The organism is Aquimarina algiphila (genome assembly GCF_007489275.1).
Classification (GTDB): Bacteria; Bacteroidota; Bacteroidia; order Flavobacteriales; family Flavobacteriaceae; genus Aquimarina; species Aquimarina algiphila.
This window is the reverse complement of the sequence record NZ_VLNR01000024.1, coordinates 48363-74044: the sequence shown is the minus strand read 5'-3', so window position 1 is coordinate 74044 and position 25682 is coordinate 48363. Positions and strand designations below refer to the sequence as shown.

Below are 25682 nucleotides of genomic sequence, written 5' to 3'. Positions count from 1 at the left end.
AAATTTATGAGCTATACTTGTATCACGCAAGAGGGTACTAAATAGTACATAACTTACTTTTAGGTAGTAAATAAATAAACAATAGTAATGGAAGCTGAAAAAAAAATTAAAAAAATTTCATACTTGGAATCTTTGAACGCTAGAACCGTTTTTGATGAAAACTGTATTATACAGGTATCTTTCGCGTTGATAGCCGATAAATGGACGCTCTTAATCTTAACTACTTTGATGCAGGGTACAAAACGAAATAGCGATCTACAAAAACAGGTCATTGGTATTTCTCCTAAGATGTTATCGCAGACACTAAAAACACTATTGAAATATGGAATGATTTCTCGAAAGGTATACCCAGAGGTACCACCTCGTGTAGAATATACATTAACAGAATTTGGAAAGAGTCTTGTTGAACCATTGTCCAGTTTCTACGATTGGTCAGTAGATTGGGAGGATAGACTTCGTGCTATTTACAAAAAAACCAAAGGAAAAAAATGAGTTGTTTAACTATAACAGTTTGTATGGTAGTAATGGTTTAGATTGTCTTATTAAAAACAATATTGGCAACAAGACCTTTTGTTGGTAATTTTGTTTTCAGTTAAATGATTGTCGGAATTCCAAAGGAGAGAACTGTGTTTTGGATTTGAAAAGTTTGCTGAATGATTGTGAGTGTTCAAAGCCTAATTCATAAGCAATTTCGCTAATTGTAAGGTTTGTTGTAGATAATTTTTCTTTGGCTTTTTCAATCAGTTTTTCGTGAATATGTTGCTGAGTGTTTTGACCTGTTAGGACTCTAAGTAGGCTGCCTAAGTAACTTTGTGAAACATTCAATTCTTCTGAAACATCTTGAACAGATGGTAAGCCTTTTATTACCAAATCATCACTGTTAAAGTAATCTGTCAATAGTTTCTCCAAACGTTCTAAAATTTGATGATTGACCTTTTCCCTTGTTATGAATTGACGATTGTAAAACCTTTCAGAATAGCTGAGCAAATTTTCAATGTGAGTGCTAATGATTTGTTTGCCGAATTTATCAATATTTGCTTGATACTCTTGCTGAATGTTTTGAATAATGCCATTTAGTATAGACTCTTCCTTGGAGGACAGAAACAGCGCTTCGTTTACGGTATAATCAAAAAAAACGAATTGCTTGATTGTTTTTATCAATGTTGTACCCCAAATAAAATCAGGATGAATTAGTAATATCCATCCTGAGTTCACCGGCGTATGGTTTTTGTCAACCTCCACGCGAAATACCTGATTTGGTGCCATAAAAAACAGTGAGCCTTCATCAAAATCGCATTGCTGATATCCATATCTAAACTTAGTGTGAGAAGATTTTTTTAAAGAAATAACATAAAAATCAAGTAGCCAACTCATTGAATTGCTTTCATCCGAATGCCTTATCGAAGCGTAATCTATCACACTGATCAAAGGATGCTCGGGAGCTGGTAAACCTCTGAATTTATGAAACTCACTAATTGTTTTAATTCTATATGGTTTTTTATTTGCCATATCTAAATGTACCAATTATTGGTTATATACCTTTGCAAACTCTTTGGCAAACTCTTTTAGTTTTACTTTTCTAAATTTTGGCTTACTACTGTAATAATCTTCCAATAGTTTGCCATTACGAATACTTTTGTTCATTTCTGTTAATCCTTCTGCTATTTTAGGGTTAAGCCCAATTGATAAAGCTCCATTTAACATATCCCTATCAGAAATCAAAATCCATTTTAAGTCTGGTTTTCCAATTGCCTCACCCAACGTTTTTGCTATTTCATTACAAGTTAACTCTTCACTTACTATATAACGCACTTTTCTTTCTGAGAATGAACCTTCTAATTCCTCAGCAATAACTTCGGCAATATCAGAAGGTGATACCCAAGGACACTTATCATCTTCACCATAGTTAGAAGCTATAATTCCTTGAGATTTTATTGTAGGAATAAATCCAAATAAATTATAGTAGAAAGATGTAGGTCTTAGCGTCGTAATTTTAACTTCTTCTGGTAAGGACTTAAAGATATTTTCTACATTGGTATGTGCAATAAGCTGACCATTATTTTTATTCATATTACCGCCTATACTACTCAGATGTACAACCTTTTTTACGTTTGATTTTAAAATAGCTTCAGCATAGTTATTACCAACTTGTTTGTAAAATTCTATTTGATTGAAATCTTGATCAAAGTAGTCTCCTGGCGGAATCATACAATACACAGCATCTGCTTCTGCAAATGATTCTGTTAAAAAATCTACATCTTCCATAGTGCCAATAGCTGGAATCGCTCCAATCTCTTCAATTACTTTTGCTCTTTCAGGGTTACTACTTATTAACGTAACCGTATGTCCTTTTGCAATTAGTTCTTTTGCAAGAGGTTTGCTGATGTTACCCAATGAGCCTGTTAAAACTATATTCATTTTTTTCTTTTTTTTTTGTTTATACAAAGCTGCGATGGTATTAAGCAAGAGATGTAGCCAAAACGATTATTGTTGTAGTCAGAGTGGAAGGTCTTTGAAAAAGGACAAGCTATTTGTGCTGTGGACACGTTAACCTTGCTACCAAAGGTTTAGCTATGGTTTGAACGGTAGGGCGAAAAAGTTGCACGAACCATTCTGTTGAACACAACCCGAATTTTTAAATTTTTCTAATTATTTTTCTTCAGTTAAACGATTGCCTAAATTCCAGTGGAGTGAGTTTAGTTTTTGTTTTAAAAAACTTACTGAATGATTGCGGATGTTCAAAACCCAAAGCATAAGCAATTTCACTCACAGATAGACTTGTTGTGGACAATTCTTCTTTGGCTTTTTCTATCAATTTATGATGAATATGCTGCTGAGCATTTTGTCCCGTCAGTGAACGTAACATGTCACTTAAATAGCTTGGGGATACATTGACTTGACCAGCTAAATAATGAACAGACGGTAAACCTTCATTTAATGGTTTTGAATCTTTGAAATAATCGTCTAAAAGCTCCTCTAGCTGCAATAATAAATCTTTGTAAACAGCTTTATGTATAATGAACTGTCTGTTGTAAAATCGATTGCTGTAGTTCAGCAATAATTCTATTTGAGAAATAACTACATCGTGACTAAAATCATCTATTCTGCTCTTCAATTCATCGTCGATGATTTTAAAGATTGACATGACGGTTTCTTTTTCATGAGCAGAGAGATGTAATGCCTCATTTGTAGCGTATGAAAAAAAGCCATATTGCTTGATTTTTTTAGCTAGAGAGTAGTTCAGTAAAAAATCCGGGTGGATAAAAAAGATATAACCCGAAGCCGAACTTTTGGGACTTTCGAATACTTGATTTGGAGCGGTAAAAATCAAACCACCTTCACCAAAGTCATAATAGCTTTGTCCGTATCTTGCTTGTCCACAAAGTGTCGTTTTGTAAGCGATCTTGTAAAAGTTTAATATAAAGAAATCAAATGATTCCTCGGTAGAGATTGAAATATCTTCAATATTTATAAAACTTATCAAAGGATGCGCTGGCTTTGGTAGACCAAAAGCATGATGAAAATCGGATAATGAATTAAATTTTCGAGGTATGTTCTCTTCTTTTTTCATTTTTAGGAGCTAAACGACAACCGATAAGATACTAAATATCGGCTATCGTTAAAGTTACAATATTACTGTATTTTGTTTCAATGGTCATTATCTTGATCAACCTTGTACGGCATCGGACACTTCTTTCCAAGCTTCCCATGTTGCCAGGCGGTCATTGTAAGCTTTACGAACTGAAGGCAATGATTGGTTACCCAGAAAAATTCGTAGTGGTGGCTGTTTAGCATCTACTACTTTAAAAATAGCTTCGGGAGTGGCGTTGGGGTTTCCTCTTTCCAAATTTCGCAGACCTTGCACAAATTGCTCTTTAAAACCTGAGTAGATGTCAAGTCCACTGGCCATCTTCAATGACTCTTGACTACCGAACTCTGTCGCATAGGCACCAGGTTCTATGAGTGTTACTTTAATACCAAAGGACTCGACCTCTGCTGCCAGGCTTTCATGAATTGCCTCATATGCCCATTTTGTGGAACAATAATATCCGATTACCGGCATTGACTCAAGCCCAAGACTACTTGATACTCCTAATATGTGACCACTACCTTGTTTACGTAGTAGTGGTAGAGCGGCCTGGATAACAGATAAGGTGCCAAATAAATTCGTTTCATAGAGTGCCCGTACATCATCTAAACCAGCTTCCTCGATAGTACCGACAAGTGAATAGCCAGCATTATTCATAATGACATCTAGTCTGCCGAAATGATTGTAGGCTTGGTCGAGTACAGCCTTTACCTGATCCGTCTTTGTCACATCAAGCGCTAGGGTAAGCACATTTTCGCCGTAGGTTTCCTGTAGATCAGATATACTCTCCAATCTGCGGGCAGTTGCTACGACTTTATCCCCTCGCTCAAGTGCGGCTTCCGTCCAAATACGTCCAAACCCCCGAGAAGAGCCGGTAATGAACCAAACTTTGTTGTCTTTTTGATATTCCATAATTTTAAATTTTAATATTAGAACAATACAAAGGTCAATAATTACATTTGCCTTGTTGTAGCCTAATTGATGGAGAATGTAGCCAAAGTGAGGAAGTTGGGTTTAAACCAAATTTAGTATTTAAGTCTTTAAACAAATACTATTGAAACTTCATAGACAAGTATGTGCTAGAATAGGATTTAGATAATTAATAATAAATTCATATTGCTATTTAGTAATCAGCTTGTCCAATTTCTAATCGATAAATTTTCTCCTTGTCGTTAATGTAAAATTTAAAATATGTTTTAAAATCACCCCACTTCTTGGTATGAATTTTTCTGTAAATAGACAAACCTTCATTTTCGACTTTGTCGAGACTAGTAAACCATTCTTCTCCTATTGCATTAGTTGAAAAATTATTAAAATCGCGTAGTTTCCCATCATCGTACAGCTGTGCATCATTAGTAAAAAATGAGAACCAAAGCTTTGAATCTCCTTGTTGCCATGCTTCAAATGCCTGTTTGACAATATTGTTTTTAATACTATTTAGATTCATAGATTCTACTTCTTTATGTTCGTGGTTTCCTATTTGTCCACATGTATTGAAAAAGGATATGAACATTAATAAACTAATTAAATAAGTTGTTTTTTTCATTGTGATACTTATTGATTAGCTCCTCCATTAACAAGTAAATGTTGTCCATTTACAAATGATGATAGATCACTGGCAAAAAATTCTGCTAGATTTGCTACATCCTCAACTTCTGCCAATCTTCCCATGGGACAGCTTTCTATTAGTGATTTTCTTAATTCTGGATAAGCATTAGGATCAACAAATATTCCAGAATGATCTACTGCAAACGGAATGATAGAATTTACAGTAACCCCTCGATTCCCTATTTCTTTTGAAAGAACATCCACTAGATAGCGTGGTGTAGTTTTGCTTCCTCCATATACAGCCATTCCTGGTATGGGATATACCGTGGTGCTGGAAGCGATGTAAATAATACGTCCGTTATCTTCGATGTTTTTAGCCGCTTGCTGCATGGTAAAATAAGCACCTTTGGTATTGATATTAAACAATCTATCAAATTGTTCTTCTGTAAATTGCGTTACTGGTGTTTCTACCATTTCTATCCCGGCATTAGCCACCACAATATCGATTTTCCCAAAGGCTTTTTTGGTTTCATTAAATAGTCTTTCAATGTCAGTTACTTTACTGACATCAGCTTGTATAGCTATGGCTTTAACCCCCATAGCTTCAATATTTGATAATGTCTCTTCGGCTGATATGTTGTCTTTTGAAAAATTTATGGCAATATTGGCGCCAAGAGCAGCATATCTTTCTGCTATGGCTTTTCCCAAACCTCTTGCGGACCCTGTTATTAAGGCTGTTTTATTTTGTAATGAATTCATTTTTTGTGGTTTAAAATTTCTTGTTTATGTATTTAAGTCCTGCGTCATTAATCAATGCAAAAACTACCCCTGCAACTGTAGGAACAAGTAAGCGCAATACTGGAATTATTTGTAGTTCTGGGTGTACCCCAAAAAAGATGATCAAACCCAGAAACCAAGCAGGAATGTTATTTAACTCTTTAATTTTTGATATATATGCCAAAGAACCAATAAGGACAAAAACGATTAATGGAAATCCCAATACACCTAGTACAGGCGAAAGTAAACTTGCTAAAGACTGTATAAGAACTCCCATTACTATTCCCAAAATAATCTGTAAGAAACTGGGAGTATATATTTTAATCGATTTTCCAAAGAGGTAATAACTTACCCAGGCAAGAAACATGACCCAAGTAGTCCATCCCATAGAAAATGAGATAAATACTGCCAATGCTCCGCATAGCCCCATAACGAGGGCGGTTAAAAATGTTTTCATAATATGTAATAATTAAATGATTAAAGTAGTTAAGCCATTGCTCCGTTGGCACCTATATTCTGAGCAGAAATCCACTTGGCTTCATCACTTGCCAGGAAGGTTACAATTTTTGCAATATCTCCAGGTTCTCCAATACGATTGAATGCTGATAAAGAGGCTAATCTATTGATTACTGCTTCTGGTTTTCCTTTTGTGAACAACTCGGTGTTTGTAGGTCCGGGAGAAATTGAATTTACATTGATACCTCTATTTCCTACTTCTTTTGCAAACACGCGAGTTAATTGTTCAACTGCTGCTTTGGTAGCTACATAAGGTCCATAAGTGGGTAACATGATTCTGTTGACCGAAGTAGAAAAGTTGATAACACTTCCATTCTCTGCTAATTTCGTAGCAGCTTCACGAAGTGTATTAAATACTCCTGTTACATTTACATCCATTTGTTTTGCAAAATCCTCGTCGGTGGTATCTTTAATAAACGTATTGATCATAATACCTGCGTTATTGACCAAAACATCAATTTTTCCGTAATGGGCAATGGCATTATCGAAAAGATTTTTTACATCTTGCGAGTTACTTACATCAGCTTGTATAGCGATGGCATCTCCGCCATTTGTTTTGATTTGTTGTACAATCGCTGAAGCTGCTTCTTTACTGCCCGAATAATTAACAATTACTTTTGCTCCGGCGTCGGCCAAATGTAGTGCTACCTCTGCACCAATACCACGTGATGCACCCGTTATAAGGGCTACTTTGTTGCTTAAATTTTTCATTTATATATCTTTTTAAGTTTAATAGAACAAAGGTATTTAGGTACCACGCTTTGTTTGTTGCATAGAATACAGCATTAGTTGTAAAATTTAAATAGAAAATGAAAAGAAGAATAAAGAACTAACTCATTAAATAGAATGCTCTTTTCGATATTGGGCAGGGGATGTTTTGGTGTGTTTTTTAAAAAAATTGCTAAAATGGGCAGTTTCAGAGAACCCTAGTCTATAGGTTATTTCTTTGATAGACATGGATGAATTTTGCAATAGTGATTTGGCTTCGGAAATAGATTTGTCTGCAATCCAGGTAGTAACAGTTTTTCCTGTCTTAGTTTTAATAATATTACTTAAATAGTTAGGATGTAGATTTTGTGCTGAAGCATAATCCTGAACCCTGAAAACAGTTTCTGTTTTTCCCATAATTAAATCGCGGTAGTGCTTTTCAAGTAATCGTTTGAAGGATTTAACAATTTGCGAACTTCTGTTTCCTTCATAAATAGGGTTGTAATCCTTCCAAAAATAAGCTTTGATTTTATAAAGCATCACTGCCAATAAATGTCCGACAATTCTGTATTTATCAGTAGATTGGTTGGTGTATTCGTTGTGAATATTTAGATAAACACGCTCTACTTCACTATAAAATTCATCACTTACAATTTTAGGACTGATCGTTTCAGTTAATAAAAATGGAAATTCAGAGAAGATGTCTTTGTTGATATATTGTTTTAGAAATGTTTCATCAAAAGTTATAAGATAAATTTCTTCAATTTTTTCCCAACTGAATGTTCGGTAATTACTCGGATTGGTAAAGTAAATAGAATGCTGTTGTACGCCAAAAGAGTGTTCATCTATGGTATACTTTCCTTGACCGTTTTTTACAAAAAGAAATGAAAAATAATCTGGACGGAATGATGGTGATTGATATGGAAGTTTAAAATTGATGTCTTTCAAATTAAGAATAGCAAAACCTTCAGAAGGTTGAATTAAATCCACAGATAATCCCAAGTGAAGATATAATTCATATAGTGACTTTGCTTGAGGATTTTCGTTTTTCATTTCCTAGATTTTACCTTTGAATGCTATACTATACCGGCATAGTATTTATTAACAAATTTAAAAAATCGTGGTTAATGATTAAATGATGTTGGTGTTCGACTAAAATAGGATAGAAATTCTTATTAAATGATTACTTTACGGTATTATTTTCCTTTTACAATACCTTATTCTTATATGATCCACGTTTGTTGTTGCTTTTTAATACTCTTATTAAAAGGCTTTTATTGGGTTGTATAAGTTCATGTACATGATTATTATACTGAAATAAATCTAGTGACTTCGGTAGTGTAGATTGGATTCCTACCTCAAGTATTTTTAGAAACCTTTTTAATCATTTGATTTGGAAGGTTTTTGTTTTAAGGATTAAAAAATTCTATGAGGCAAACATAAATATGCTATGTTTTAGAGTTTGAGTAGTTGAAAAAATAAACTACATAATTCCAAATTTATTAAAAGCATCAACAGTACTCATTCCATTTTCTAAAGCCTTTTTTACAAGTTGCTCTCCTCTTGCTTTTTCTATAGCTCCTTCAAAAGCTTTTTTTTCAACTACCTTGGGGATAATAAGTACGCCATCTCGATCCCCATATACAATGTCCCCAGGATTAATTCTTATATGGTTTATCTCAATAGGTATATTATAATCTATTACTTTTCCTCGAGGTCCTTGATCTTGAGCATAAGTCCCAATAGAAAAGGTTGGAAAATTTAATTTTTCCACTTCATTTGTATCTCGAGAATAACCATGTAGTACAGCTCCTGCTGCATTTAATTTTATGGCCCTGGTACTCATCAATCCACCCCATAAAGCGTATGAAAATGATGATCCTGTACAGATGTAGACTTCATTCTTTTTTAAACTATCCAAAGCTTCAAACATAAGACCAAAAGGCTTTTTCATAAGTGGATTATTCGTTTCTTTGGAGGTTTCTTCAAATACATCAGCTTCTAATACAGGCATTGCTCTGCCAATTACCACCATATCATTTTTAACTGGTTTGATGGCAGGGTCTAAGAATTGATGTTGATACCCTAATTGATCTAAAATATCACCAACTAAGGCTGTAAAAAGTTCATTCTTGGCGATACTAAAAAGTTCATCATCTGATTTCCACATATAAAATTTATTTTTTCGTGAGTGTAATTGCTATAGGGGTATTTTTTTTAGAAGCTTCTTTTTTAAGATAGTTTTCCCAGTCTCTAGAAGTATTAAAATCACCACTTTTCTTCCATCCAAAGCCAGCCCAGTAGCTGAAGTGATTCTTTTGAATCTTGGTATTGACCCAAAGATTATTAAAACTTTCATCTTTAGATAAAGTATCGTTAATAGCTATATCAGTTATTGATTTTGGATTGATCAATATGGCTGTGCCAATGTACGAATCTTCCATAGGTTCCCAATAAGAAACCCAGCCTTCTGCTTTGTTCATTGTTGTTTTTCCTTTACCTTGATGTAGTGCCAAGCCAATACCAGCTTTGCTGAGCTGTCGTTTAGAAGTATAAGATATTTGGCAATGATATAGATGAGTTCCTAAATCAAGAGAAATTCTTTTTTTTTCACTTACCTCAGAATTTCCAACTTTTATAGTGGCGTACTCTAATTCAAAAATACTTCGAATTGGGCCATTTGCTAATATTTTCCAATTTGTAAAGTTTTTAGTCAATAGATAGGTGTTGTTATGAATGAGAGCGACACCACCACAACCCCTGGTAGTTCCTACATGGTATGCATCATAACCTTCTCCATGATCTTTATGATACGATTTTCCATTTAAATAATCCTTGTACCATTTATTGATAATTGGATAGTCTACTCTTTTTGTCCAACAATCAATTCCGCTAGAAATTAATCCCCCTGGTTTTCCTTCTTCAAATAATTGTTGGCATTTTGGTCCATAGGTTCTAAATGCTACTTTATCGTTTTCCCAGGCAAAATCATCTATTCTTTCTGGAACTATTCTGCAAAAAGTATGTACATCAACTTTATTATTTAGTTGAGTTTCTTTTTGATATACAAGTGTAAACTTTTTAGTTTCATTAGGATTAAAATCAGTTTGAAAAATAATATAATCTTGTATTGAATCTTGATCTATATCAACAAGTTGTGATACAACTAGATTGTTTTTAGTGTCAAAAATTGATAAATTATTATATTCTTCTTTAGAAAATTCTGGTACATCTTTTAATTGAATTTCTATAGTTTCTTTCTCTCTTTTTAAATTAGTATTGTTAACCGTTGTAATAGTATATAACTTGTCAGTTGCTTCACAAGAGATTAGTAGAGATGGAACAAAATAGTATACTATAAAGAGTATTAAAAAATGATGTTTCATAAAAAATTCATTGATTTTAAGGATCAAAGAAAAGAAAATGATATTGACAATAATAGATAGATATTAACCAGTATTTTATGAATATTTGCATTTAATAATTTATTTTTATCTTTTTTGGTAAAATTTATATAATGCCTAAGCCTAAATTTCTTTCCTCAGACCGTACTTCTAATTTTGGGATTTCAGTATCCTATTTTGAATTACCATTTTTTTTGAATCCATTACACTATCATAAAGAATTAGCTTATATTATTGAAGGTTACGGGACAAGATATGTAGGAAGTAGTATTAAATCATATCAAAAAGGGGATATGGTTTTGGTAGGAGAAGAACTTACTCATGTATGGAAAAGTGATCAACAATTTTATGAAAAAGACACGGATTTATTGACTAAGGCTATTGTGCTAAAATTTTATCCTGATTTTGCAGGAAAAGATTTTTTAAGAATACCTGATGTGTATCCTATTAATAGAGTGTTTGAGAAAGCTTCAGGAGGACTTCATATTGAAGGAAAAACAAATGAAATTATTAGTAATATTTTACACAAAATGCTCGATCAATCCTCTTTGGAGCAAATGGCATCTTTGATCCAAATTTTGAGTTTAATTTCTAAATCCGAAGAAGTTGAGGTATTATCGAACTTTGATTTGCATAAATCTTCCAACCCCAAGGAAAAAGACCGAATGAATAAGATTATTCAGCATACTATGCTGAATTTTACAAAGAATATCTCTCTTGATGAAATTTCTAATGTTGCGAATTTATCAAAAAGTGCCTTTTGTCGTTATTTCAAAAATGCAGTCAAAAAGAGTTATAGTGAATTTTTATATGAAGTAAGGGTTGAATTTGCATGTAAAATGCTTTTAGAAAGTAATGTTACCATTATGCAGATATGCTATGAATCAGGGTTTAATAATCCTTCAGCTTTTTCTCAAATTTTTAAAAGAGCCAAAGGAGTAACTCCAAATCAATATCGTAAATCTAATATGATCGTAAACTACTAAATTGGTTTAAGGCATAAAAGTATTAGGATTTGACTAGTAGCAGCTCGTAAAAGTAAATTATAATAAAGCATGTTGACTTTTCGGTATTTACCTTCTGCCCAGAATATATTTTAGAAATCTCTCCCTAAGAAATACATGAATATTATCAAAATAATGAGTGAGCAGATGTAAAATGATAATATTAATATATAACATATCAAAATCTATATACTACTAAGAACACGCTAACCCTAAGTTTGTACTATTCTTTCTTGATGTAATTCTGGAGTAAAATGATTCCTGTAATAAATTAAAGAATCTAATTAAGAATACTATAGCATCATAATTGTCAAATAATAAATAAACCATAATGAAAAAAGGAATGCTAAATTTTACTACTAAAACATTTGCGATATTCTTCGTGATTCTTTTCGTAGCATCTAACCTTATGGCACAATCTATTTATGAGCGACCTCAAATTAAGGAGCTTATAGATAGAGTAAATACGTATCAATTAAATCACCCTTGGAAAGAGTATGATGATAATTGGATACGAGGAACGTATTATGCTGGGGTAATGGCGTGTTATTTTGCAACAGAAGATAAAACCTATTTAGAGCAAACAGATAAATTATGTACATCTTTAAAATGGAAAGTACCCACACTACCTCCAGTGCACCCTGCAAGTGGAGCTAATTTATTAACTGTAGGACAATCTATGATTCAGTCTTATATGGCAAAACCAGAAAAGAGTAAGATCAGAGGAGTTATTGACCATTTAGATAATCCAAATCTTAGAAATCCAAAAGGGAACCCGCATCAATGGTATTATGAAAATGGCACACGATATGTAGATGCTTTATTTACAGGGCCACCGACCTTAGCGATGCTGTATAATGTTACTGGAGATCAAAAATATTCTGACTGGATGGATGCTATGTTTTGGGATGTTTATGGTAAATTATACAATACAGATACTAATCTGTTTTATAGAGATAAACGCTTTTTTCCTTCAAACAAAAATGGCAAAAAAATAGTATGGTCGAGAGGGAATGGTTGGGCTATGGCTGGTATTGCAAGAATTTTAGAGTATTTACCAATGGAGCACGGTAATTATAAGCGCTATGAATCCGTACTTAAAAGTATGGCAGCAGCTTTAAAAGAATGTCAAGCTAAAGAAGGGTTTTGGTATCCAAACTTAGCAAATCCAGATCATGCACCTTTTAAAGAAACAAGTGGAACCAGCTTCTTTATCTATGGACTTGCTTATGGTATAAATAATGGAATTTTAAATAAAGAAGAGTACTTACCTATAGTTAAAAAAGCATGGAAATCTGTGACTGATGAAATTAGTAAAGAAGGAAAAGTACAATGGGGACAATTGGTAGGAGACCAACCCGTAAATCTTTCTAAAGACGATTCTCACGAATATGTTACGGGAACGTTCTTATTAGCAGCTAGTGAAATGTATAAAATGAACCTTAAAGGAAAATAAGAAAATGGATCATATCACTTATGAAGAACGTTACGCGGCACATCCAGCCGATGTAAAAAATTATGACACCGATAGACTTAGAGAACAGTTTTTAATTGAAAAAAACTTTGAAACAGATAAAATAGTATTGACGTATACTATGAACGACCGCTTTATCGCAGGTGGTGCTGTTCCAGTTTCAAAATCACTATCATTAGATCCTATCGATCCACTTAAAGCATCACACTTTTGTGATCGTAGAGAAGTTGGAATGATCAATATAGGAGGAGAAGGAATTGTAGAGGTAGATGGAAAAGAAATCGTTCTACTTCCTATGGAAGGAATTTATATTGGAAAAAATACCAAGTCTATAATCTTAAAAAGTAAATCTGGCAGTAACCCTGCTAAATTTTATATTAATTCTGCCCCTGCTCATCAAGCTTATCCTATAAAAAAGATTGAGCTTAAAGACAGAATTACTTTAGATCTAGGAAATTCGAATGACGCTAATGAGCGTCAAATCTTCCAATACATCGTTGCGGCGAGTGTACAAACTTGTCAGTTACAAATGGGGATTACAAAACTAAAACCCGGTAGTATTTGGAATACGATGCCCCCACATACGCATAATCGCCGTATGGAAGTATACTTATATATAGATCTTCCTAAAAATCATGCGATTAGTCATTTTATGGGCGAAGCTACACAAACCAGACATATTTGGATGACCAACGAGCAAGCAGTTATTTCTCCACCTTGGTCTATACACTGTGCTTCTGGAACTTCGAGCTATAGCTTTGTTTGGGGAATGGCTGGCGAAAACTTAGACTTCACAGATATGGATGCTATAAAAGCAATAGAATTGAAATAATATGGGGATTTTAGATAGTTTCAAATTAGATAACAAAGTTGCTTTAGTTACAGGAGGTTCAGACGGAATAGGAAAAGATTTAGCACTTAGTTTAGCACAAGCTGGTGCTAAAGTCTGCATCAATGGAAGATCCAAAGAAAAACTGGACCAAGCAAAAAAAGATTTTAAAGAAAAAGGATTTGATGTATTTGCTATTGCTTTTGATGTCAGTGATGAAAAAGCAGTAAACGTAAGTATCAAAACTATAAAAAAAGAAATAGGTTCTATTGATATTCTTATCAATAACGCTGGAATTATTAAGCGTACACCAATTTTAGAAATGGAAGAAAAGGATTTCAAGGAAGTTTTAGATATCAATCTTGTTTCTACATTTTTAGTCTCAAAAGCTGTAGTTCCTGATATGATTACCAAAAAAGAAGGAAAAATAGTCAACATTTGTTCCTTAATGAGTACGTATGGTCGCAACTCGGTTTCGGCCTATGCTTCTGCAAAAGGCGGTTTAGCTATGCTTACCAAAAATATGTGCGTAGAATGGGGTAAACACAACATCCAGGTCAATGGTATTGCACCGGGATATATCAAAACTGCAAAGACCGAAGAATATGCTAGTAAAGGACATCCATTTAATAACTTAATAATGACAAGAACCCCTGCTGCACGATGGGGTGTTGTAGAAGACTTATCTGGTACTGCTATTTTATTGTCTTCAAAAGCAGGAGATTTTATTAATGGACAAATCATTTATGTAGATGGCGGTATTACAGCTAATATGGGGTACATGGAAAACGAGAATAATTAACTAACAACAAAAACGAACTATCTCAAAAAATTATTCCATAACAGATTAGCCTTTTATTTTAAATACAAAAAAAGAAAAACCGTTTTAGATTTGAAACGGTATTTTCTTTCCTAAAAAAGTTAATATGTCAAAATTCAAAAAAATACTAGTCAGTGTTTTACCGGGAATATTCTTAATAGGATATAATGTCGGAACAGGAAGTGTAACTTCTATGTCTAAAGCTGGGGCTAATTTTGGTCTAGATCTTCTGTGGACTGTTCTAGTAAGTTGTGTTATGACGTATTATTTAATTACGCTTTTTAGTCGCTATACTATGGTGACTAAAGAAACCGTTATTCAAGGGATTAAAAAACACATCCACCCCGCTTTAGCAATTGTGTTAATTGTTGCCTTATCTACTATAATAGTTAGTGCGCTTACTGGCTTGTTGGGCATTATGGCAGATGTAATGGCAGAATGGTCAGAAGCTGTTTTGCCATGGAATATTTCATCTTTATCGTGGGCAATCTTAATTGGAGTGTTAATTTATGTTCTTATTTGGTTTGGAAATTATGAGTTCTTCGAAAAGGTTTTAGCCATTTTGGTAGCAATTATGGCTTTAGCTTTTGTTACTACCATGTTTATAAATTTTCCATCTATATCCAAGTTGGTAAAAGGGTTTATTCCAAGATTTCCACAAACTGCAGAAGGTAGTGATAATAGTCCATTTATTATTATAGCTGGTATGGTGGGAACTACAGTGTCGGTATTTGCCTTTGTAATTCGGTCACAAATTGTAAAGGACACAGGTTGGGATATGTCAGACAATAAACTGCAGAAACGTGATGCATTTGTAAGTGCCTCTTTAATGTTTATTATTAGTTCTGCTATACTAATTACCGCTGCTTCGACTTTACATGTTAAAGGTTTAAGCTTAAATAATGTTGCAGAAATGATTCCTTTAATGGAACCTATTGCTGGTAAAGCCGCTCTAGGGGTTTTTGTTATAGGTATTCTTGCCGCGGGTTTATCTTCTCACCTCCCCAATACGCTTGTAATTCCGTGGCTCATTATAGATTATAAAGAACAGGAAAGAAATACAAAAACAGTAAGTTCTCGAGTAATCGTATTACTTTTAACATTATCAAGTATTTTAGGGATAGGTCTAGGTTTTAGACCTGTATTTATTTTAATGCTATCGCAAGCTAGTATAGCCATAGTATTACCCATAACTATAGGGTCTGTATTTTACTTAACTTGTAAAAAGTCACTAATGAAATCGAATGTAAACAAAATACATGACATCATTATATTGATATTGATTATGGCATTTACGTTGTATGTTAGTAGCTTAGGTGTTGAAGGTTTACTAAAAGACCTCGCTAATATTTAAACTAAAGTCCCCATGAAAAGAGCATCACAAATCTCTTTATTATCGTTTTTTTTGACTATAGTTTCTTGTAGTAGTTTTTTAAATGGTCAAAACCAAAATAAAACTATTTCTAAAGAGAATATTAAAAAAGCAAACAGATTGATCCCTCAAGTAGTACAAAGTACCACTATTCGTAATGAGGCTCATCCGCTATCAGGAAAAATTAATAGGTTTTTAAAAAACCAAGATAATCTTAATGATTTTAAACTTACAGGGTTGAAGAGGAATGATTATCTAGAAATTATCGAAAAGCAAGTGCGTGCCATGCTAAAATATCAAAATAGCAAAGGTCGCATTATTGACCCTGTCGAAAAAGTTGAAAAATATTATACCACCCCCTGTTTTGCACATAGTGTAGCAGTGTTAGCTTTTTCAGGAAAATTAAAAAAAACAGATCCTCTTTTTGAAAGTGGTGTAAAAGCATTAACTGAATCATTAAACGATATGGTTAACAATCGAGTGAATGGAAATCATGGAGATTTTTACACTTGGCCAGTGATGTTAGCTTACGAAAACTTTAAACCTTTTGTAAATAAAGAGGTTTTAAATTCCTGGAATACAAGTTTAAAATCCATCGACATTTCCAAATTATATGCTTTTTATAATAAAGAAAAGGCAATGAATTGGATTTTGGTGCATGCCTCTGGAGAATTTTTAAGAGCTAAAAATAAGTTTACCTCTCATGAGTATGTAGAGAGGATGTTAGGCTTCCAACTTTCTAATTTCACGAACTCGGGAATGTATAATGAAGGAGGAAATCCTTTATCATACGATCTTTTTGCCCGACATTATTTAGCAGGGGTCTTACAACTAGGATATAAAGGAAAACATGCCGAAGTATTACAAGATAACCTATGGAGAGGTGCATGGACATCAATGTTCCTTCAATCTCCTTTTGGAGAGCTTCCGGCAGGGTATAGAAGTAGTCACCATATTTGGAATGAAGCAGAACAATGTGTTTTGTTTGAAATTTATGCTTCAGCATATTCAGATTTAGGAAAAAAAGAAGAAGCAGGTGCTTTTAAAAGAGCAGCGATGTTATCTCTTAATTCTATTAAACAATGGATAAGAGAAGATGGTTCTGGTTATATTGTAAAAAACAGATTTCCGATAGAAAATAAACATGGATACGAAAGATATTCTGTACACACTTGCTATAATATGTTAGCAACTTCGATGCTAGCTCAGGCATGGCAATTCTCTAATGATGAAATAAATGAATTACCTGCTCCTTCGGATATAGGAGGATTCGTAATTCCAATATTAAAACCGTTTCATAAAATATTTGCAAATGCCAACGGAACCTATCTGGAATATGAGACTAATGGAGATCAAAAATATAACCCAACAGGAATTATTCGATCACATATCAAAGGAGGACATCCCCAGTTAGGTCCTTCAAATGGGATCGCACCTCTCTTTAGTGGGGAAAATACATATATGGCTACAGGACCTTTATGGGAAAACTCTGATGGTACTTGGAGTTCCTTAGCCGAGCTTAAAATGGACCCGTCTAATGTTGAGATTTTAGAAGAAAACACTCACAGTGTGGAGTTTAAAATTACCTATGACATAGCTCCTGAAAAATCACAATCTATTACCGAAATCATTTCAATAAAAGACCATAAAATAATCGTTGAAACCGAGTTCAAAGGTTTTGAAGGAAAAAAACGTATTTCGTGGCCAATGCTTATTAATGATGGGAAAAATAAGGTTAAAAGCCAAATTTCAGATCGTTTTGTAGAGCTAGTACTCCAGGAAAAGAACATACGTTTTTCTGTAATTCAACCTCAAAAAATAAACTTAATATCATCAGATCATCTTATTAAACATGTAAATGGTATGTTTAAAGGTGTTTTTGCAGAGTTTTCAGGAAATAAGGTGATATATACATTAGAATAAAGAACATATGATGGTATTATCTTTTCAATATATAGCAAGATCCGGATTTTATACATATGAAGCCGATACTACATTTACGGTATAATGTATAAATCTATTATTGATGAGAAATTTTAAAATTGTTCCCCTTTCTGAGGAATATGCTTTGCAGATAAAAACAGAAAAAAAAGATGACTATGGTCTAGAGGTTATGGAACAGCTATCGACAGGAGCTGGACCTTGCCGAGTTTCTCTTCAACCATTTGAAATAGGAAAAGATATAAGATTGGTGTTTAGACATAGTCCATTTGATATCAAAAATGCCTTTGATCAACCCGGACCTGTATTTATTCATAAAAAACCTGTTAAAGCTTATGAAGATATTTACAATTTTCCGCCTGGTATAAAAAAGATAGGGATAATTTCCCTTTGTCTTTGATAGGGTATAATCAAGAGCAAAAAATGGTATTTACAAAATTAGTTGGTGATGAAGATGTTGATGAGTTGATCGAAAAAATATTTAAAAATCATCATAATATCTCCTATTTACACGCCAGGAATTCTGAGGCATGTTGTTTTATCTGTAAAATAGAACGCCTTTGATATATTGACCTAAAGCTTGTAAAATTCATAGAACCAAGGAATTGAATGAGTTGTTTTTGATCCTATAATTTTGAATAATGTAAAAAAACAGAACAAAAAATTGTTGGTTTTAAAATAGTTCCTATCTTTGTAGACGACTGGTCTAATATAAAAATGAAAAAAGAAACTGTAGATAATATTTTAGCAATAGGTACCGATTTGGTATTAAAAAAAGGATATAATAACCTGGGTATTCTAGAAGTTTTGGAAACTGCGAAGATTCCAAAAGGTTCTTTTTATTATTATTTTAAAAGTAAGGAAGATTTTGGAATACAACTCATCAAATATTATTCAGAACATTCATTAAAGATTTTAAATAGCTATTTAAAAGACACTAGCAAAAATCCAAGAGAAAGATTATTGTCTTTCTTTAATGATATGAAGAATGTATATTCTGATAAAGGGTTCAAAGAAGGATGTTTATTAGGGAATTGTAGTTTGGAGTTATCTGATGTTTCAGAATCATTTAGTACAGTAATTTCTTCAGAATTGGATAAATGGCAGTTTTGTTTTGAAGATTGTATTATTGAAGGACAGAACACAGGTGTTATTAGCGCTGATAAATCATCTGTGGATATGTCGAACTTTATTCTTTCTGGATGGGAAGGAGCTATTTTGAGAATGAAATCTTCAAAAAATAATGATGCTATTGAAGTTTTTATTCAATATGTCTCAAAATACATTCTTTAGTTTTTTTTAGATATTTAGTAGTAGACTGGTCTAATTTTGATTAAATTAAAAAAAAGAAAAATGAAAAACGTAGTAATTACAGGAAGTAGTAGTGGATTTGGGTATTTATCCGCATTAACTTTAGCCAGAAAAGGGTATAAAGTTTGGGCTACAATGAGAAATGTAGAAAGTAAAAATTCTTTGAAAAAAGAAGAATTACTAAAAATTGCTCAGCAAGAAAATCTGAAGATTTCTGTTGTAGAAATGGATGTAAACCTTGACGATTCGGTATCAGAAGCAATACAGATAATAGTAGATGAAGACGGCAGAATTGATCATTTGATTAATAATGCAGGGTATATGTTTGTAGGTATTACAGAAGCGTATAGTGTAGAACAAGCCAAAGATCAATTTGAGACAAATTTCTTTGGGATTTTACGTACAACAAAGGCAGTAGCGCCATATATGCGTAAACAAAAAGAAGGCCTTATTATAAATGTAACCTCACTAGCTGGTAGATTGGCTTTTCCTTATTTTGGTATTTATTGTGCAAGTAAGCATGCTGTAGAAGCATACTCACAAGCATTACGATATGAGTTAGCCCCATTTGGTGTTGAAGTAAGCGTTGTAGAGCCAGGTCCATTTGGGACGAATCTTTTATTTACAGGTCCAGCAGAAGAAGATCAAGGCGTATTTAATGAGTACGGAGATCATAAAGAAACTCCACATGCAATGTTGAAAAATTTTGAAGGTTTCTTTGAGACAGAAGACGCTCCAGATCCTCAATTAGTAGCAGATGATATTACTGGATTAGTTGAAGCGGCACATGGAAAAAGGGTAGAGAGAATAGTATCAGGAATCGATTATGGTCTTGTAGACTACAATGATAAAGTTGCTCCTATTCAGAATTCGCTGATTAAAGATACATTACAAATGGAGCATCTTTTAAAAATTGCTCAAAACTAAGTAAGTGATATGATCCTTTCTCATAAGACATTGGATTTATATAATAAAAGACTATTCGAAAAGGCGGTGATTAAACCGCCTTTTAATAAGCCTAATCCTATGCCCAATGAGGCCTGTTTTTTATACGTAATAGAAGGAGAATATGATGCTGTTTCAGAAACCAAAAAGTTGCGTATCAAGGTAGGAGAATCTGTACTTATGAAGTGCGGTAACTTTGTTTCCAAAATGTTACCTGATAAAAAAGAGGGTACTTATGAGGCTATTGCAGTTCATTTTTATCCAGATATTCTAAAAAAAGCCTATGGTACTACCTTACCTTCTTTCTTGAAAAAGTATACCGTCACAGAAAGATCAAATATGGTAAGACTGGAAGCATTGGTATTAATTAAGAAATATATCGATAGTATTCTTTTTTACTTTGAAAACCCAAGTATGGTAAATGAAGATATCCTGGTATTAAAACTTAAAGAAATCATACTTCTTTTACTACAAACAGATAACTCTCAAAAAATAAGAGAAATACTATCTAATCTTTTTATCGAAAACTCATTTAGTTTTAATGAAATCATTGAAGCACATATTTTTTCTTCTGGAGTAAATATTTCAGATTTAGCCATGTTAACCAACACAAGCCTGTCATCTTTTAAAAGAAAGTTTAAAAAAATCTATAATGATAGCCCCAATAATTACATTAGAAATAAGCGTTTGAATAGAGCTGCTGATCTTCTGTTAATTTCAGAATTAAGTATTTCTAATATTGCATATGATTGTGGCTTTAATGATATAGCACATTTCTCAAAATCTTTCAAACAAAAATTTAGTATTTCCCCTTCAATTTACAAATTGAACCAAAAACACAAAATGTTGAACGAATAGCAAAAAACATGTCTTGTAATTAAGAACAACTTTGCATCAATATTAACTATTAAAATATATATGATGGAAAAGTTTTCTCAAAAAATCACCCATGCTATGAATGTTACTCCGCAACAAGCATGGGAAGTTATTAGTAAAGTTGAAGGTGTAGATCAATGGTTTGCATCGCTTATTAAAACCTGTCGCATAGCAGATGGAAAACGCTTTTGCGAAACTCATGATGGGTCCAAACTCGATGAAGATATTATCGAGGTTAATGCAGAGACAAAAACTTTTGTTTATGGAATTCCTTCTCAGGAAATGTTACCCGTAGAAAATATAGTAGGAACGATGAAAGTAAAATCAATTTCTGATCAAAAGACTGAAGTAGAATGGTCGGCAACATTCGATGCTGACAAGGAGAACGCACCAGTTGCTCAGGAAGCATTTAGAAATCTTTGGACAATGGGTTTAAAAGACATGGAAACTTTTATTAATTCAAAAAATCAATAACATGAATGTATTAAAACTGAATTTAAGTCTGGCAATAGTGGTATTGATAATGTCTTGTAATAAGAAATCAGAAACATCTACCATAGCATTGCATAAAACGAATAAAAAAAATAAAGTAGAAGAAATGGCAATATCCAAAAAAGAAGAAATCATAAATGTTGCTTTGGTATATCTTAAAGATGGTCAAGAAGAAAAATTTGAAGAGTATAAGAGAAGGGGAGCGGCCATACTAGAACAATATGGGGGTAAGATAGAACGAATTATTAAGCCTAAAATGTTGGTAAAAGGAGATGTTGAATTACCAGACGAAATACATTTTGCATCTTATCCAAGTATTGAAGTCTTTAATAAGTTTAATCAGGACGAGGAGTTCATGAAGGTAAGAAAGGAATTTGCAATGCCATCTATTAAAGATATTTCGATCTTTACTAGTAAGAATACTGATTTTAAATTTAAAAAAGAAACAGGAGACAAAACCAAAACATACGGTATTGCTTTAGTGTATTTTAAAGAAGGAGAGAAGTATAGAAAGCAATTTGGAGAATATCACGATGAAGCATGTAAAATAATTCCTGAATTTGGGACTCATTTTGAACGCTTTATTGCTCCATTTGAGTCAAAAGGAAGAGTCGAAAAACCTGATGAAATACATAGGTTTTATTTTGACTCACCAGAAGGGATGAAACAGATGGGAACAGATCAAAGAATGCAGGCATTATTTCCTAAACGAGATGCTTCACTAAGTAATCTAATTTTCTTTATTGGAGAAGCGATATTATAATTTTATAAAGAACTTTTGGGATTAAAATCACTACCGTTAATAATAATGGTAGTGATTTTATAGGTTTTTTTAACAAAAGATTAATATGCTAAAACCAAAAAACAAGACCTTAGCGATATACTTTGCTGTAATGTTTCTCTAAAAAAGTATACTAAGTTGATATTACCAAAGAACATTTTTTTAATGTATTACTAAATGATTAATTTAGATAGCTGTTCTTTGTAGTATATTTAACTTTAAAGTATCGGTATTATGATTTCCCCAAGCATTCCGAAAAATGAAAAAGAACGTCTGGCAGCCGTAGAAAAGTATCAATTATTAGATACACTGCCAGAAGAAGATTATGATAATATAACCTCGCTGGTATCCTATATTTGTGATGCTCCGATATCGTTAATTACGTTATTAGATAAAGACAGAAATTTTTTAAAATCACATCACGGAGTCCCATTTAGTGAATCCCCTAGAGAAATTTCATTTTGTGGTCACGCAATTAATTCTAATGATACGATTACCATTATCGAGGATTCTAGAAAAGACAAACGTTTTTTTAATAACCCTTTGGTTACAGAACATCAAGCCATTTTTTATGCAGGGGCTCCTTTGGTAGATTCAAATGGTTTTAAATTAGGAATGTTATGTGTGTACGATAATAAACCCAGAAAACTTACTCAAGAACAACAAAAGGCATTAATATCTATGGCCAAACAGGTTATCAATTTGTTTGAACAGAGGTATCAGAATTTTAAACTCCAAAAAATTCAAGATAAATTAAAAAGTAGAAATGAAGATTTAAAGAAATTTGCAAGTGTTGTTTCTCATGATCTTAAATCTCCGTTAGCTAATATTATTTCTTTAACCGAACTTTTGGCCTATGATAATAAAGATACATTAAATAAAGAATCTTTACAGTACTTGGAGTACCTAAAATCATCCTCGTATTCTCTTAGAAATTATATCGATGGTATTCTTAAGTTTTATAAGAGTGATGATCTCATTATTCATAAAAAAGAAACTGTTGCTTTTGATGTCTTAATGCATGAATTAAAAAGAATCACTGATACAGAACGAAATGTTATTTTTAATTTTCAAAGTGACGTAGAAGAACTCACAGTTAATAGGGCTGCACTTATGCAGATATTGATCAATCTTGTTACTAATGCAATTAAGTATAATACAAAGTCTAATATAATTGTAGAGGTTGATTTAAGAGATACAAAGGATTTTTATGAGTTTTCTGTAAAAGACAATGCTGATGGTATTCCACAAGAACATTTAGATAAAATTTTTGAGCTTTTTTCTGTAGTGGGAGTAGCTGATAGAGATGGAAATGTAGGAACGGGTATCGGATTAGCAACGGTCAAAAAAATTATTAGTAATCTGGGAGGGAAAATTACTGTTTCTTCTAAGGAAGGAGAAGGAAGTTTATTTACTTTTACAATAACTAAAGAGATGCTATAAATATTGATAACATAATCAATGTTTAATGTTTATAGAAGTAAGAGTTGTAATACGTAAAAGATAAAATGGCTAAGATATTTGATGAGATCAACCCAGAATTTGAAACTTTTATAAAGAATCAGAAGATTTTTTTTGTTGGGACTGCTGCGACAGAAGGGCGAGTAAATATTTCTCCTAAAGGTATGGATACATTTCGTGTTTTAGGACCAAATAAAGTAGTGTGGCTTAATCTTACTGGTAGTGGAAATGAGACAGCCGCACATGTATTAAAGAATAACAGAATGACAATTTTGTTTTGTTCTTTTGAAGGAAAACCACTTATTCTTAGACTTTATGGACAAGCTAAGATACATCATCAAAGAGATGAATCTTATCATGAATACATTGATTTATTTCCTAAAATTTTAGGTTCTCGACAAATTATTGAAATGAATGTGGATACAGTACAAACATCATGTGGGTATGCCGTTCCTTTTATGGATTTCAAAGAGGAAAGAACGCAACTTAAATCTTGGGCAGAGAAGCAAGGAGAAGATCGGTTAAAAGAATATCATAAAGAAAGGAACAAGGTAAGTATTGATAATTTCAAAACCGGAATCTAGGATATAGATAGAATCGATATCAATTTCATTAAAGAGATACACCAACTAAGACTCCTATTCCTACACCTCCAATAGCATAGAGCACTTTTTCAAAAGCACTTTTTCTTCGTTGTCTTTTAGTACTTTTTTCTACGATTTCAAGACTATTAGTTGCCTTTTCTAAGCTGTTTACGGTATAATCTAACGCCCTTTGGGTATTAATTAAGGTAGCTTGAGTTTTTTGATAAACAATCTGATCTAAACTGTCGCTTTTTGCAAAATTGGATTTTAATTGATTTTCTAATTCTACATTACGTCTTAGTGTTGCTGTATAGTTTTTGAGTATAGCCTCTGTAACGGTATCCTTGTCTTTCATCCCTTGATAAATTCTTTTCATTGTCTCATAAGAAATAGAATTCATTAAATAAATGTCTGATGTTCTAAAAATATAAGGGACATCTTTTTTTGCCAAATACGGTACCCCTTTGCGGTTAGCATAAGATGCAGGGATTTCATAGGCCTTTATAGAATCTAACTCTACTACAAGCAGATCTTGACTATAAGAGATCGAAATGGAGAATATCAAAAAGGTAAGTAAATAGAATTTTTTCATGATGCTAAGAATTATGAGTGATAGACTTTATTCTATATAGAGTTTATAAGCCAAATAAGCTGTCTAACAATTTTGTTTCTACAGTTATTTTGTCCTGAATTTTCTTTAATGAATCTTGGAGTTTCATTTTATGGTCCCAATCTATTGCATTTTTCTCTCCAAAATCTAGTAATAAAGAATCTCGTTTATGGGTTACAAGATCTTTTTGAAGTTTCAATTTGTTTATTTCTTTTAGAGATTTTTGTAAATTGATTTTGGTAGCAGCTAAAGTATCTTTTGAGATTTTTAATTCTTCTCGAGCTCTATCCAATTCTGATTTTATAATTTTCCAATTGGATCCAGAATTAAAAGATATATATCCAATAATGACCAAAAATACGAGAGCAACGATCTGAAGAATAGTATTAATTTTCATTTATGTTTTTTTGTGTTTCTGCTACGGTATCCATTCAAAATACTTTCTTTGAAAGTATAATATGTTGGTTAATTTATCTAGAGGAATAAATGTAAGTATTTTATTTATTTCAGACACAGGGGAAACACCCCAAAAAAAATAAAAATTTTAATACAACCATAAGGTTCTCATAATAATGAACTTAGAGTCTTTTTGTTGGTTGATTATAATTATTTAGGATTATTTTTTCTTCCAGTATCAAAA

The 25682-nt window shown here is 32.7% G+C and carries 29 protein-coding genes; 16 read left to right on the top strand and 13 right to left on the bottom strand.

Annotation, left to right across the window (positions count from 1 at the left end):
* Positions 1-87 precede the first annotated feature (87 nt).
* Positions 88-492 carry a winged helix-turn-helix transcriptional regulator gene (locus FOF46_RS13040; protein ID WP_143916732.1) on the top strand — a complete coding sequence of 135 codons (405 nt, stop codon included), beginning with the start codon at positions 88-90 and terminating at the stop codon, positions 490-492.
* A gap of 96 nt (positions 493-588) precedes the next feature.
* Here the strand turns inward: FOF46_RS13040 and FOF46_RS13035 are convergent, their stop codons facing one another.
* The 11 genes from FOF46_RS13035 to FOF46_RS12985 form a co-directional block, all read right to left on the bottom strand.
* A complete protein-coding gene (locus tag FOF46_RS13035; protein WP_143916731.1) occupies positions 589-1509 on the bottom strand; it encodes an AraC family transcriptional regulator in 921 nt (306 codons plus the stop codon).
* Positions 1510-1524: 15 nt separating this feature from the next.
* Positions 1525-2418: an NmrA family NAD(P)-binding protein gene (locus tag FOF46_RS13030; protein WP_109435822.1), complete on the bottom strand. Its 894-nt coding sequence runs from the start codon at positions 2416-2418 to the stop codon at positions 1525-1527.
* Between the two features lie 241 nt (positions 2419-2659).
* The gene (locus FOF46_RS13025) at positions 2660-3571 is read right to left on the bottom strand and encodes a helix-turn-helix domain-containing protein (protein WP_143916730.1); all 912 of its coding nucleotides are present in this window, start codon (positions 3569-3571) and stop codon (positions 2660-2662) included.
* Positions 3572-3667: 96 nt separating this feature from the next.
* A complete protein-coding gene (locus FOF46_RS13020; RefSeq protein ID WP_143916729.1) occupies positions 3668-4501 on the bottom strand; it encodes an SDR family NAD(P)-dependent oxidoreductase in 834 nt (277 codons plus the stop codon).
* Between the two features lie 211 nt (positions 4502-4712).
* Positions 4713-5135: a hypothetical protein gene (locus FOF46_RS13015; protein WP_143916728.1), complete on the bottom strand. Its 423-nt coding sequence runs from the start codon at positions 5133-5135 to the stop codon at positions 4713-4715.
* Between the two features lie 8 nt (positions 5136-5143).
* Positions 5144-5896: an SDR family oxidoreductase gene (locus FOF46_RS13010; protein WP_143916727.1), complete on the bottom strand. Its 753-nt coding sequence runs from the start codon at positions 5894-5896 to the stop codon at positions 5144-5146.
* 10 nt (positions 5897-5906) lie between these two features.
* A complete protein-coding gene (locus tag FOF46_RS13005) occupies positions 5907-6371 on the bottom strand; it encodes a DUF1097 domain-containing protein (protein WP_109435818.1) in 465 nt (154 codons plus the stop codon).
* A gap of 29 nt (positions 6372-6400) precedes the next feature.
* Positions 6401-7141, bottom strand: coding sequence for an SDR family oxidoreductase (locus FOF46_RS13000; protein ID WP_143916726.1), 741 nt, complete (start codon positions 7139-7141; stop codon positions 6401-6403).
* Positions 7142-7267: 126 nt separating this feature from the next.
* Positions 7268-8191, bottom strand: a complete 924-nt coding sequence (locus FOF46_RS12995; protein ID WP_143916725.1) for a helix-turn-helix domain-containing protein — start codon at positions 8189-8191, stop codon at positions 7268-7270.
* A gap of 430 nt (positions 8192-8621) precedes the next feature.
* The gene (locus FOF46_RS12990) at positions 8622-9308 is read right to left on the bottom strand and encodes an RraA family protein (RefSeq protein WP_143916724.1); all 687 of its coding nucleotides are present in this window, start codon (positions 9306-9308) and stop codon (positions 8622-8624) included.
* 7 nt (positions 9309-9315) lie between these two features.
* Entirely contained in the window at positions 9316-10524 is a 1209-nt protein-coding gene (locus FOF46_RS12985; RefSeq protein WP_109435814.1) for a DUF4861 family protein, read from the bottom strand.
* Positions 10525-10655: 131 nt separating this feature from the next.
* Here FOF46_RS12985 and FOF46_RS12980 point away from each other — a divergent pair, with 131 nt between their 5' ends.
* The 15 genes from FOF46_RS12980 to FOF46_RS12915 all read left to right on the top strand — a co-directional run bounded on the left by FOF46_RS12980 (position 10656) and on the right by FOF46_RS12915 (position 24432).
* The gene (locus FOF46_RS12980; RefSeq protein ID WP_143916723.1) at positions 10656-11528 is read left to right on the top strand and encodes an AraC family transcriptional regulator; all 873 of its coding nucleotides are present in this window, start codon (positions 10656-10658) and stop codon (positions 11526-11528) included.
* Positions 11529-11877: 349 nt separating this feature from the next.
* Positions 11878-13002 (top strand): glycoside hydrolase family 88 protein, encoded by a 1125-nt coding sequence (locus tag FOF46_RS12975; RefSeq protein WP_143916722.1) that lies wholly within the window; start codon positions 11878-11880, stop codon positions 13000-13002.
* A 4-nt stretch (positions 13003-13006) separates the two neighbouring features.
* Positions 13007-13852: a 5-dehydro-4-deoxy-D-glucuronate isomerase gene (kduI, locus tag FOF46_RS12970; RefSeq protein WP_109435811.1), complete on the top strand. Its 846-nt coding sequence runs from the start codon at positions 13007-13009 to the stop codon at positions 13850-13852.
* A gap of 1 nt (position 13853) precedes the next feature.
* Positions 13854-14651, top strand: a complete 798-nt coding sequence (locus tag FOF46_RS12965; RefSeq protein WP_109435810.1) for a gluconate 5-dehydrogenase — start codon at positions 13854-13856, stop codon at positions 14649-14651.
* Between the two features lie 124 nt (positions 14652-14775).
* On the top strand, positions 14776-16023 hold the full coding sequence (locus FOF46_RS12960) for an Nramp family divalent metal transporter (RefSeq protein WP_143916721.1): 1248 nt from the start codon (positions 14776-14778) through the stop codon (positions 16021-16023).
* A gap of 12 nt (positions 16024-16035) precedes the next feature.
* Positions 16036-17964, top strand: coding sequence for a hypothetical protein (locus FOF46_RS12955; RefSeq protein WP_143916720.1), 1929 nt, complete (start codon positions 16036-16038; stop codon positions 17962-17964).
* Between the two features lie 103 nt (positions 17965-18067).
* On the top strand, positions 18068-18382 hold the full coding sequence (locus FOF46_RS12950; RefSeq protein WP_208746776.1) for a DUF1203 domain-containing protein: 315 nt from the start codon (positions 18068-18070) through the stop codon (positions 18380-18382).
* 23 nt (positions 18383-18405) lie between these two features.
* A complete protein-coding gene (locus tag FOF46_RS33065) occupies positions 18406-18546 on the top strand; it encodes a DUF1203 domain-containing protein (protein ID WP_208746775.1) in 141 nt (46 codons plus the stop codon).
* Between the two features lie 153 nt (positions 18547-18699).
* Entirely contained in the window at positions 18700-19275 is a 576-nt protein-coding gene (locus tag FOF46_RS12945) for a TetR/AcrR family transcriptional regulator (protein ID WP_109435806.1), read from the top strand.
* 60 nt (positions 19276-19335) lie between these two features.
* On the top strand, positions 19336-20220 hold the full coding sequence (locus FOF46_RS12940; protein ID WP_109435805.1) for an SDR family oxidoreductase: 885 nt from the start codon (positions 19336-19338) through the stop codon (positions 20218-20220).
* 9 nt (positions 20221-20229) lie between these two features.
* Positions 20230-21096 carry a helix-turn-helix domain-containing protein gene (locus FOF46_RS12935; protein WP_109435804.1) on the top strand — a complete coding sequence of 289 codons (867 nt, stop codon included), beginning with the start codon at positions 20230-20232 and terminating at the stop codon, positions 21094-21096.
* Positions 21097-21159: 63 nt separating this feature from the next.
* Positions 21160-21588 (top strand): SRPBCC family protein, encoded by a 429-nt coding sequence (locus FOF46_RS12930; RefSeq protein ID WP_160114119.1) that lies wholly within the window; start codon positions 21160-21162, stop codon positions 21586-21588.
* A gap of 1 nt (position 21589) precedes the next feature.
* Positions 21590-22369, top strand: coding sequence for a DUF1330 domain-containing protein (locus FOF46_RS12925; protein ID WP_143916719.1), 780 nt, complete (start codon positions 21590-21592; stop codon positions 22367-22369).
* A 252-nt stretch (positions 22370-22621) separates the two neighbouring features.
* Positions 22622-23830, top strand: a complete 1209-nt coding sequence (locus tag FOF46_RS12920) for a GAF domain-containing sensor histidine kinase (RefSeq protein ID WP_109435801.1) — start codon at positions 22622-22624, stop codon at positions 23828-23830.
* A 65-nt stretch (positions 23831-23895) separates the two neighbouring features.
* The gene (locus FOF46_RS12915) at positions 23896-24432 is read left to right on the top strand and encodes a pyridoxamine 5'-phosphate oxidase family protein (protein WP_143916718.1); all 537 of its coding nucleotides are present in this window, start codon (positions 23896-23898) and stop codon (positions 24430-24432) included.
* A 28-nt stretch (positions 24433-24460) separates the two neighbouring features.
* Here the strand turns inward: FOF46_RS12915 and FOF46_RS12910 are convergent, their stop codons facing one another.
* Together FOF46_RS12910 and FOF46_RS12905 are read right to left on the bottom strand one after the other, a co-directional pair.
* The gene (locus tag FOF46_RS12910) at positions 24461-25024 is read right to left on the bottom strand and encodes a hypothetical protein (RefSeq protein ID WP_109435799.1); all 564 of its coding nucleotides are present in this window, start codon (positions 25022-25024) and stop codon (positions 24461-24463) included.
* A 43-nt stretch (positions 25025-25067) separates the two neighbouring features.
* Positions 25068-25439 carry a hypothetical protein gene (locus tag FOF46_RS12905; RefSeq protein WP_109435798.1) on the bottom strand — a complete coding sequence of 124 codons (372 nt, stop codon included), beginning with the start codon at positions 25437-25439 and terminating at the stop codon, positions 25068-25070.
* Positions 25440-25682 lie beyond the last annotated feature (243 nt).